The 10,074-nt window shown below is 61.0% G+C and carries 7 protein-coding genes; 6 read left to right on the forward strand and 1 reads right to left on the reverse strand.

Annotated features, from left to right (window positions below):
• Positions 1 to 150: 150 nt before the first annotated feature.
• The 6 genes from RT655_RS19895 (at position 151) to RT655_RS19920 (ending at position 9,061) form a co-directional block, all read left to right on the forward strand.
• Positions 151 to 1,485: a tyrosine-type recombinase/integrase gene (locus tag RT655_RS19895; RefSeq protein WP_313540563.1), complete on the forward strand. Its 1,335-nt coding sequence runs from the start codon at positions 151 to 153 to the stop codon at positions 1,483 to 1,485.
• Positions 1,486 to 1,725: 240 nt separating this feature from the next.
• Positions 1,726 to 2,157 (forward strand): hypothetical protein, encoded by a 432-nt coding sequence (locus RT655_RS19900; RefSeq protein ID WP_313540566.1) that lies wholly within the window; start codon positions 1,726 to 1,728, stop codon positions 2,155 to 2,157.
• A gap of 161 nt (positions 2,158 to 2,318) precedes the next feature.
• Positions 2,319 to 3,428, forward strand: coding sequence for a DNA repair exonuclease (locus tag RT655_RS19905; RefSeq protein WP_313540569.1), 1,110 nt, complete (start codon positions 2,319 to 2,321; stop codon positions 3,426 to 3,428).
• Complete coding sequence (locus RT655_RS19910; RefSeq protein WP_313540572.1) at positions 3,425 to 6,046, forward strand: AAA family ATPase; 2,622 nt, start codon at positions 3,425 to 3,427, stop codon at positions 6,044 to 6,046. The genes RT655_RS19905 and RT655_RS19910 overlap by 4 nt, the downstream gene beginning before the upstream one ends.
• Entirely contained in the window at positions 6,018 to 7,385 is a 1,368-nt protein-coding gene (locus RT655_RS19915; protein ID WP_313540575.1) for a DUF4297 family anti-phage-associated protein, read from the forward strand. Before RT655_RS19910 ends, RT655_RS19915 begins: the two co-directional genes overlap by 29 nt.
• Positions 7,386 to 7,393: 8 nt before the next feature.
• The gene (locus RT655_RS19920; protein WP_313540578.1) at positions 7,394 to 9,061 is read left to right on the forward strand and encodes an ATP-binding protein; all 1,668 of its coding nucleotides are present in this window, start codon (positions 7,394 to 7,396) and stop codon (positions 9,059 to 9,061) included.
• Between the two features lie 379 nt (positions 9,062 to 9,440).
• Here the strand turns inward: RT655_RS19920 and RT655_RS19925 are convergent, their stop codons facing one another.
• Positions 9,441 to 9,635: an AlpA family phage regulatory protein gene (locus RT655_RS19925; protein ID WP_313540581.1), complete on the reverse strand. Its 195-nt coding sequence runs from the start codon at positions 9,633 to 9,635 to the stop codon at positions 9,441 to 9,443.
• Positions 9,636 to 10,074 lie beyond the last annotated feature (439 nt).

The raw sequence follows: 10,074 nt of genomic DNA on the forward strand, positions 1-10,074 counted from the left end.
TCAGGCTCATAACCTGAAGGCCGCAGGTTCAAATCCTGCCCCCGCAACCAATCACACACATGCCAAACCGCTTCAGGACATCCTGAGGCGGTTTTTTTATGCCTGTTCTTCGTGACTTATCCGCGAGTCGCGTTGCCTCAGATGGCTCCTTTGGACCCCACCGAACGCCAGAACGTCGATTTGCTTTTGGGGGTATTTTCTGGGGTAATCGCCGCATCCTCAGCGGAGTACCCCCAGATTGCACTCAAGGAACTCGAAGTCCGCTACGCAACCAAGCGGCAGAAGGACTACAAGCTCGCCGATGGCGAGGGCCTGTACCTTCTCGTCCGGCCCAATGGTTCGAAGCTCTGGCGGATGAAGTACCGCTTCGACAGCAAGGAGAAGCTGCTCTCCTTCGGGCGCTATCCCGATCTTAGCCTTGCAGAGGCGCGGCTCCGCCGCGCAGAGGCCAGGGTGGCGCTGGGGCAGGGCAGGGACCCCGGCGCCAGCAACAAGTCGCCAGCCGGCAAGACCTTCGAGCAGGCAGCGCGTGCCTGGCATGAGAACTGCGAGGGCAATCTCGACGAGAGCCATGCCAGGCGGCTGATGACGCGGCTCGAGCGCGATGCCTTTCCGGTGCTTGGTGACAGGCCGCTTCGGTCTATCACCAGCGCGGACGTGCTGGCCATGGTGAGGACCGTGGAAGCGCGCGGCGCGCTCGACGTCAGCCGGCGAATCAAGCAGCATGTCAGCCAGATCTATCGCTTTGCCATTCCGCAGGGCTGGGCGGATCAGGACCCGGCGGCCTATCTATCTGACCTGCTGAAGCCGAAGCCGCGGGTGCGGCACATGGCGCGGGTGGGCCTGCAGGAGCTGCCGGCGCTGGTGCGCGCGATCGATAACTACGACGGCGAGGAGAACCCCAGGCGGCGTGCTGTCACCCGTGCGGCGTTGCTGTTCACGCTGCTGACCTGGGCACGTACCAACGAGACGCGGCGCGCCCGCTGGGACGAGTTCGAGGGGCTCGACGGGTCGGAGCCGCTTTGGCGCGTGCCAGCGGCGCGAATGAAGATGGAGCGCGAGCACATCGTGCCGCTTCCGCGTCAGGTAGCGTCTCTGCTCGAAGACGTTCGAACCTTCTCGACTGGCATTTACGTCTTTGGCGGGGACAAGCTTGGGCAGCCCATTTCGCAGAACACCATGATCTACGGCTGCTACCGCATGGGCTATCGCGGCCGACAGACGGTCCACGGCTTTCGAGGTCTGGCCTCAACGTGGGCGAATGAAGCCGAGTGCTACAGAGCGGACTGGATCGAGATGGCGCTCGCCCATGCCGACCGCGACGACGTCCGCAGCGCGTATAACAGCGCGCTGTACCTCTCGCCCCGCAGGCGCATGCTGCAAGATTGGGCCGATCACGTGTTAGGCTTCTTGAAGCAAGTTAGCGACACGAACCACCTCGACGATCTCGAATTGGCTCATACGGCGCTGACATTCGCCTGCTGACAAGCTTCGGGTCAACGATAGGCTGCCGCAGCCAATAATGCCCCGGGTGGCCGATAATGACCACCTTCGGTCGGTCCGCAGCCGACACCTGAAGGTCTGCTTAAGCCGGAACCGGCCATTCGCACGCAATCCAGCAGACAGAAGGTTTAGCGTCCTAGTTTGATCATTAAAAAGCTCGTTTACAGCGCATACTGGCATGCAACATTTAGCTGGATGACAAATAAGGATTGGAGGATTGAGTTGGACGATCCCTACGTCGTTGCAGGGGCTTTCGCGAGACAGTTCGGCGACGCCGAATACGCTTTGAAGCGATCCGGCCGAATGCGGCTAAACAAGGGGACTGCTGAGGCCGATTGGGATGCGTTTGCCCGCCATCTTGGGCCTGAATTCTTCGCCGCGGTCGTCGACGAAGGCATCGCTAAGACGTTGATCGGCGCGCCTCCGCGTCGCCTGATGAATGATCTTGTATGGGCACCCGAAATACCCGTGCCCTTAAAGAACGTGCACGAGTTAATTGTCCAAGGCGTTTGCCGAGTGCGCAATAGCTACCTGCATGGCGAGAAATTCCGCGGTGGGCCGGATGGGCAGTGGGAGCGCGACGTGACGCTCATAAAGGAAGCCCACGTCGTGCTGCAGGCGGCCCTTGCTTGGCCGGGTCGCGCGAACGCCTGACGCGCTAAATGCTCTGCCTATCGGGGTTGGACGGCAGCGAAGGGGCGACCGGATATTTGGGGGTGCCGAGCATTGTCCTGCCGGTTAAGCTCGAGCCGGCGGCGGCCGAGAACTTCTCGCGCCAAGCGCGGATCTGGAGCGCCTGACCAGGGGGAGGTAATTTGAAATTCATCCATTCTGCTGACTGGCAACTCGGCAAACCGTATGGGCGCTTCGAGTCCGAAGTCCGGGCCGGCCTTAGCGAGGCGCGGTTCGACGCAATCGACACGCTTGGTCGCACAGCGGTCGAACACGGGGCACAGCACGTCGTCGTTGCCGGCGACATCTTCGACACCGAAGGGCCGGAGGACCGGACAATAGTCCAAGCTATATCTCGGATGAGCCGTCATAGCTGTCGCTGGTGGCTGCTTCCAGGCAACCACGATTTCGCGCGCAATGGCGGATTATGGGATCGCGTCCGTCAACGGGCGAGCGACAACATCGTCATTTTGTCGACGCCCCAGCCGGTCGAGATGAACCCCGGCGTCTGGCTGTTGCCCGCGCCGCTTGAGCACCGACACAATCTCGAAGATCCCACCGCCCGTTTCGAATCGATGGAGACGCCCGGCGCGACCCTGCGCATCGGCCTCGCACACGGTTCGATCCGCGACTTCGGCTGGCAAGGCGAAACGAAGAACCAGATCGCGCCCGATCGCGCACGCCGATCGAACCTCGACTATCTGGCGCTCGGTGACTGGCATGGAGCACTCCGCGTCGATGGCCGCACCTGGTATTCCGGCACGCCCGAAGTCGACCGCTTCCAGCGGGACGATCCCGGACAGGCCCTCGTCGTCGAGTTGGGGACCGATGCGGAGCCGTCCGTCACGCCGATCCGCACGGGCCGCTTCCAATGGCTTTTGCGGGACTGGATGGTCAGTGACCAGGCAGCGTTTGACGCCGAGTGCGAATTGCTCCTCGGCGCGATCGACGCGCCCACTACGCTTTTGCGCCTGACGCTGGCCGGTATCACCAGTCTCGGCGACCGGATTGGCATGCTGGGTCGGCTCGAAAACGATATCGGCCATCAGCTGCGGTATCTCGACGTGCGCTCGGATGATCTGGTGGGTCGACCGAGCGAAGAAGACATTGCGGACCTGGCCGTCGAGGGCATGCTCGGGGCGGCGGCGACGATGCTTAATGCCAGGATCGAAGGCGGCGGCGAGGATGCGGCGGTCGCTAAGCGGGCCCTTGAGCGCCTCTTCGTCGAATATAGCCGGGGGGAGCCGGCATGAGCTTCGTCATTCGTCGCATCGCGGTGGAGAATTTCCGGAAATTCCGCGCACCCGTCGTGATCGAGGGTCTCACCGACGGCCTCAACGTCGTCATCGAGCCGAATGAAACGGGCAAGTCGACGCTTCTCGAGGCGTTGCGCGCAGCCTTTTTCGTCCGCTTCAACACGCGCAATCAGCTGGCCCAATCATTCGCCCCACATGGCGATGCGGTCGGTCCTGAGGTCGAGGTCGCTTTCGATGTCGATGGCGCGCCCTGGTCGGTGACCAAGCATTTCTTGCGCAGCGCATCGGTCGAGGTCTCGGGGCCTCAGGGCCGTGCGCAAGGGGAGGAGGCCGAGGCGCGCTTGAATGCTCTGCTCGGTTCGGTCCGCGACACGAGCCGGGGCGGCGATGTCGCGACCTATGGCGCGCTCGGTTTGCTTTGGGTCGCCCAGACCGAGGCCTTGTCCGTGACCGCGCCCGGCCAGATCGTGCGCGACACCGTCACCTCCACGCTCGAGGCGGAAGTTGGGTCGATCATGGGCGGCGCTGCCTATCGCCGCGTCAGTGATCGGGTCGAGGCTCAATATGAGATCTACTGGACACCAACCGGCCAGAAGCGTGGCCGGCAGACCGACGCGCGTGAGCGGCTCGAGGCCGCCGAGGCCACGGCGCGCGAAGCCGCGGATCGATTGGCCACGCTGGAGCGCAGCTTCTCAGATCTCGAGGCGGCTCGCGTCCGCCTGAAGATTATCCAGCGCGAGATGGCGGACAACACGGACGCGCAGACGCGTAGCGGCCTGGTTGCTTCGCTCGATATCGCGCGAGCGGCGGCCCAGATCCTCGCCACCCGTCGTGCCGAGCAGGATGCGGTCAACGGCAAGGTGAAGGCGCTCGCGGACCTTCGGCAGCGCCACGACGACGCGACGCAGGCCCGGGCGAAAGCGGACGCTGCGCTGACCCAGGCAAGGGAAAAGCGTCTCGGGGTCGCTGACACATTGTCGGCGGCGAAGCAGAAGGTGGTGGATGCGCGCACCGCGCTCGATGCCGCGCGCACCGACCGGCAGGCCGCGCGAACGGCCCTGGCTGAAGGCGAAGAGCGGATCCGACAAAGCCGTCGTGGTGCAGCGATCCTGGCCGCGCGCCGACGGCATGCCGACCTCCTGAAGTTCGAGGAACAACACAGCACAGCGAAGGCGCTCTCCGACACGGCGATCACCCCGAAAGTGCTGACGTCGCTTGAAGCGCATGATCTCGCCGTTGCGGAAGCGCAGGCGGTGGTGAACGCCGGCGCGACCCGGATTGCGTTGTCCGGCTCAGCGGAAGAAATCACGATTGACGGCGAGCCAATGGCACTCGGCGCGCGCACTATTGATCGCGAGGTCCATATCCGCTTCGGCGCCGCCGAGCTTCAAATCACGCCGCCGGCGTCTGCCGCCAGCGCCGCGGAGGTCTTGGCGTCTGCGCTTCGTAAGCGGAAAACGGCACTCGACGATCTCGGTGTCGTCGATCTTGCTGCCGCGAGAGCCCGCAACGAGATCGCCAGGGATGCCGCAGCGGATCTGCGAACCCTGGAGGCGCGCATTGAAGCAGCCACGCCCGCCGATGATGCCCTTCAGCTTGCCGCTGGATCTGCCGCGCTAAAGCTGTTCGTCGCCGAGCTCGGCACCGAGGAGGTCGTAGGGGAAGGAGAACTTCCCGATACCGCGGCGCTCACGAAGGCGATGGAGACGGCCGATAGTGCCGCAGCCCGTGCCGAAGGGGCCCAGGACAGCGCCATCGAGGCCCTGCGTCGCGCCGAGCAGGGGGAAGCGCCGCTTGCGACGGCAGAAGCCAAGGCCACGAGCGATGTTGCCAACGCAATCAGCGCGCTTGAGGCGGTCGAGCAGCGACCTGAATGGGCGACGCTTACCGAAAATCTGGCCAAGGCGCGCGAGCAAGCCGCCGAGGCTTCGGTCAAGGTTGAAGACGCGCTCCGTGATGCCTCTGCGCACGACGTCGCGGCGATCACGCGCAAGATCGAATTGATCGATGCGAGGGTGCGCACCGCCGGGGAAACCCGAATGCGGCTGGAGACCGATATTGCGCGCCTTGAAGGGACGATCGAGAGCGAGGGCGGGCTCGGCCTCGCCGAACGGACAGCTGCCGCCTCCGAGGAAGTCGAGGCGGCTCGACTTGCTCTTCAGCGCATCACCGATGAAGCGGAAACACTGAAGGTGCTGCGAAGCACACTCAACGCCGCCCGTAATGAAACGTCAGCCAAATTTGTCGGTCCGGTGGCGGCGCGGGCGAAACGTCATATCGAACGCCTCCTGCCTGGGTGCGAGCTCACCTTTTCAGAGGATCTTGGTCTTGAAAGCGTGATCCGTGCGGGCGTGGACGAAAGCTGCGCGAGCCTGTCGCGCGGCACGCAGGAGCAGCTTTCCATCCTTACGCGGATTGCATTCGCCGATATGCTGTTGGAGCAGGGGAAGCCCGTGTCGCTGATCCTGGACGATCCGCTGGTCTACTCCGACGATGCCCGTCTCGACACGATGATCGAGATTCTGTCGGAGGCCGCAACCCGCATGCAGGTCATCCTTCTCACCTGCCGTGATCGCGCCTTCAGACATGTCGCTGGAAATCGGATCGCGTTGTGACCATGAAGTCATCAATCGACGATATGCGATCATGGAGAAACGGGAGAGCACGAAAAATGGGGATTCCGATGACGAACGAATGCGGACGCGATGTCCGCGCGGCAGATCACCGCAGGGGGTAATGGTGGCCGATCGGAGCGCAGTTTCGACGATTGCTGGCTATTTTTATCAATTCGATCGCTCGATCCTCAGCATCCTGGGGTTAGCCGGTGCGAACGATTCAGTGGCGATCGAATGCATCGAGGATATCGACGTCCACACCGCTACGGAAACGACTGCCGTCCAGTGCAAATATTATGAGAAAACCGAGTATAACCATTCGGTTATCAAGCCCGCTATCATGTTCATGCTCGCGCACTATAAGGCGGGCCTCACCGCCGGCCGGCCAGCGATTCAGTACCACCTCAGCGGCCATTTTTCGTGCGGGCAGGGCAAATTGGTACTCCCGTTCGATATCGACTTCCTCAAGACTAATTTTCTTACAACCGTATCAAAAGATAATACGGTCAAAAAGCATGAAGAGCTTGGTGTCAGCGACGCGGAGCTTGAGGATTTCTTGAAGCTCGTCTCGATCGACGTGAATGCGGCGAAATTCGAGGATCAGTTTAAGGCGATCATCGAGAGTCTGGCCAAACAGTTCGGGTGCTCACCGTTCGCCGCCGAGTTTTTCTATTATAACAGCGCCCTGCGGGTGATCAAAGAACTGGCGATCGAACCGGACGAGGCTCTGCGCGTCACAACGAGGGCGGACTTTATAAGGCGAATAGATACATCTTCGTATCTCTTTGCCGAGTGGTTCATCGCCAAGCTCGGCACGGCCAAATATTATCGCGGGCTGCGCAACGAGTTTTTCGCGGCGGGTGTCAATGTCTCCCCGGCCGACCGGCTTTTCATCATCCATCCGGCTGGCGACACCTACAGCCGGAACGCGATCAAAACGCTTCTGAAGACCATCTCCCGGAAATACTCCAAGCTCTCCAAACGAGATGCAAAGCCCTTCTCGCCCTACGTGTTGCTCGTCGGCATCGACGATAGTGAACTTGCCGGCCTCAAGCAGGAGCTGCACAATGAAGACGTTCGCTTCGTTGACGGCTACGATTTCAAAGGTGCCCAGTTCGACGCCGGGTCGATCTCCAGGCCGGCATCGGCCGACGCCGGCCCGGCCCTGAGGCTATTCTGCGATTTGACGGAGGCGCGGCAGACCTTTCTGTCGTTTACGCGCTCGCGCGAGATTTACGAATTTTATCACAGTGAACCGGTTGAAGACTTTGGTGATGGTGCCATCAGCCACACCCGATTCCAGATTCCCAAGTACGAAGATATCGACAAGATAATATAGGGGTGGGTATGAATGACGTAAAAGCGGAAGTGGTGGCGGTCTTTCCTAACAAGGTGAAGATCGTCGTCGATGACCTCGAGAATTTCAGGATTGCTGAAGAGTCTCTCCGCGTCGGCTCTTATTTGAAGGTCGCCGACAATGAGAATGCGGTACTGGTCGCCATCATTGAGAATTTCCAGATTCAGGCGCGCGACGACGGCAGCCAGGACTATGTGATCGAGGCTTTCCCGCTCGGCGTTCTGCGGGATCAGAAGTTTGAGCGCGGCGGGGACGCCCTCGCGATTCCGCCGAAGACGGTCCAGCCGGCGACGATCGACGATATCCGCCTGATCTATGGCAGCTCGTTGCCCGTGCAGGATCGCTTCTGCTTCTCGAGGCTTGCGACGAACAAAGAGGTCGAGGTTCCCGTCGACGGGAACAAATTCTTCAACAAGCATATCGCGGTGGTCGGTTCAACTGGCTCCGGTAAGTCCCACACCGTTGCAAAGATTGTTCAGAAGGCGGTCGGGGCGAAGGGCGAGTATACGCTGAACAACTCGCACGTGATCATATTCGATATTCATTCAGAATATCGTGCAGCCTTTCCGCAGGCGAATTTCATCGACAGCGCCAGCCTGGTTCTTCCCTACTGGATGCTGAGCGGTGAGGAATTGGAGGAGTTTTTCCTCGACACCGAGGCGAATGATCACAATCAGCGCAACGTGTTCAAGGATGCCGTGATCCAGAGCCGTAAGGCGCACTTCACGGGAGGAGAAGACGACAAGAACCGGATCCATCTGGACACACCGCTCCCTTTCGACATTCACGACGTTCTGGCCCACGCTAACTATCGCAACACCGAGATGGTCGACAGTGGCGATGTGTACGCTGCGAGCAACAAGGAGAAAGCCGGTCAGCCGAAGCTCACGCAGGGCAGCCTCTACGGGCGGCTGACCAACTTCGTGAATCGTCTCGAGAGCAAAATCAACGACCGGCGCCTAGACTTTTTTCTTGGCGAGAAATCCAAGTCGATCTCTTTCGAGGAAACGCTCCGATCCATTCTGGGATACAGCACGAGCAAGCAGCACAACGTCACCGTCATAGATCTGAGCGGCGTCCCGTTCGAGGTATTGAGTATCACGGTCTCGTTGATCTCGCGGCTGATCTTCGAGCACGGCTATTTCTACAAGCGCCTACGCTGTGCCGCCGATCCGCAGGAAAAGATCAACAACGATGCGCCCATTCTTCTCGTTTACGAGGAGGCGCACAAATATGTGCCGAACAGCGAGCTGTCGAAGTTTCGGGCGTCGAAGATGTCGATCGAGCGCATCGCGAAGGAGGGGCGGAAATATGGCGTTACCTTGCTTCTCGCAAGCCAGCGGCCCTCGGAAATCTCCGAGACGATTTTTTCACAGTGCAATAATTTCATATCCATGCGCCTGACCAATCCGGTCGACCAGGGCTATGTCCGCAAGTTGTTGCCGGACTCTCTGGGGACGCTGATCGACAAAATGCCGGCTTTCAAGCAGGGCGAGGCGCTGCTGGTCGGAGAATCGATCGCCCTGCCGTCTGTAGTCCAGATCGAGGTCTGCACGGTGGCTCCAGCATCAACTGATATTCCCTACTGGGATCTCTGGCAGCAGCAGTGGAGGGATATTGCGATAGACAAGATCCGTGACGAGTGGTTGCGCCGCTAGACAGCCGATGGGGAGTGCCAGCTGAAAGACGATTGTCAACCGTATCGAGCACTGATCTGCAAATTGGTAAGTGGTTTTGAAACGTGCATGACAGCGGTGTGAGCAGGCCCCATGTCGGCTAGGCGAACGTTGAACGTCTGCTTCTGGCAACAGCTGATGTTCCAGAATTCATAACGGAACGGCAGAAGCGTCCCAGCCTCCGACATTTCAGCTGGCTAACATCTTGCCGAGTGTACCCGCTTTCGGCTGTTGGAAAGGGCAAGGTGAAACGGTGGATCCAAGAGATCATCTCGACGGCTCGTGACGGTCCACCCTGGAGGAATCGCCGTGTTCGTTGGTGTTTGTGGGGCCATTTGCCTGCGGGCCGAACAGCAGGCGCTTATTTCTTGAGAGTATCCAGCCATTCGGCGACGGCGGATTCTCGCCAACCCATGCAGCGGGTGCTGATCCGGGTGTTCTGGGGGAAGGTGCCGGCTTCCATTTTTCGGTAGAGGGTGGAACGGGTCAGGCCAGTGCGTTCGAGCACGGTTTTCATCCGGAGGATTCGGTCCGGACGTTGGGGCTGGTTCTGCATTGCTATCACCTCGCATCGTTTGAGGGTTGATGGAGCGCTCCGGGGCAAGGTTGCGTCGAGTGGCTGGTCGGGAAAAGAGCCTGTAAGGGGCAGGAAGGGACCTGTTCGGTGTAGTTCGGCGCGCGGGTGGTCCGAGCGAAAGTAGCTTAAAGCCTTCTGCTTATCTCAGGGCGTCTCACGCCTGCGGCGTGACCGCGCTCGCACGCCGCTAGCGCGGCGCCTAGTCGACCTGGGCCGTCTCGGCCCTTCGGGTTTTGATCGCGGACGCTGGCCGATACTGCGGATCGGCTACCGGCAGGTGCCGGCAGGGGAACGCGGGTGCGGTGCGCGCGCTGGCGCACGCCTGCGGCGCCACCAGGGCGCGCGTATTGTTGGTGCCCCGCATGGCACACTTGCCCGGGCGGGAGGCACGGGCGGCGGCTGGCGCACGTGCTGGCGC

Origin of the sequence: Sphingomonas sp., assembly GCF_032114135.1 — a bacterium.
In the GTDB taxonomy this organism is placed as follows: domain Bacteria; phylum Pseudomonadota; class Alphaproteobacteria; order Sphingomonadales; family Sphingomonadaceae; genus Sphingomonas.